The following is a 712-nucleotide window of genomic DNA, read 5'->3' on the forward strand; positions in this document are numbered from 1 at the left end:
CATCGAGCAGGATGCCGCGCATCTTCAGGGCGTCGACATCCTCGCCATGACCCGGCAGCCGCTCACCGAGCATGGCGTAGTAGGTCGCGGGCGGGGCGGTCATGAACGGCACCCCCAGCTTCTGCAGCCGGTCCCAGCGGGTGACGAGGTCGTCGCAGATCAGCGCGATGTGCTGGATGCCCTCGCCGTTGAACTGGCGCAGGAACTCCTCGATCTGGCCCTTGCCGCCTTCGCCTTCCTCGTTGAGCGGGATGCGGATCTTGCCATCGGGCGCGGTCAGCGCCTTGGAGGTCAGGCCGGTATATTCGCCCTTGATGTCGAAGAAGCGGATCTCGCGGAAGTTGAACAGGGTTTCGTAATAGTCCGCCCAGTAGGCCATGCGCCCGCCGTAGACGTTGTGGGTGAGGTGATCGATCAGCTTGAACCCGGCCCCGACCGGGTGTTTGTCGACTCCCGGCAGGTATTCGAAGTCGATGTCGTAGATCGACAGGCCGTCTCCGTTTTCGTCGGCGTAGCGATCAACCAGGTAGAGGATCGCCCCGCCGATCCCGCGGATTGCCGGGATGTGCAGTTCCATCGGGCCGGTATGGACCTGGACCGGCTCGGCACCCTTGTCGAGCAGGTGCCTGTAGGCTTTGCGTGCGTCGCGCACGCGGAAGGCCATGCCGCAAGCGGACGGGCCATGCTCGCGGGCGAAGTACCATGCCGCGCT

At 64.7% G+C, this 712-nt stretch carries 1 protein-coding gene; it reads right to left on the minus strand.

The window, feature by feature from the left end:
- On the minus strand, positions 1 to 664 hold a 664-nt coding region (locus AC01FP_RS18390; protein WP_474482301.1), incomplete at its 3' end, for a 4-hydroxyphenylpyruvate dioxygenase family protein.
- Positions 665 to 712 lie beyond the last annotated feature (48 nt).

It is taken from the genome of Cyanobium sp. NIVA-CYA 375 (assembly GCF_056108345.1).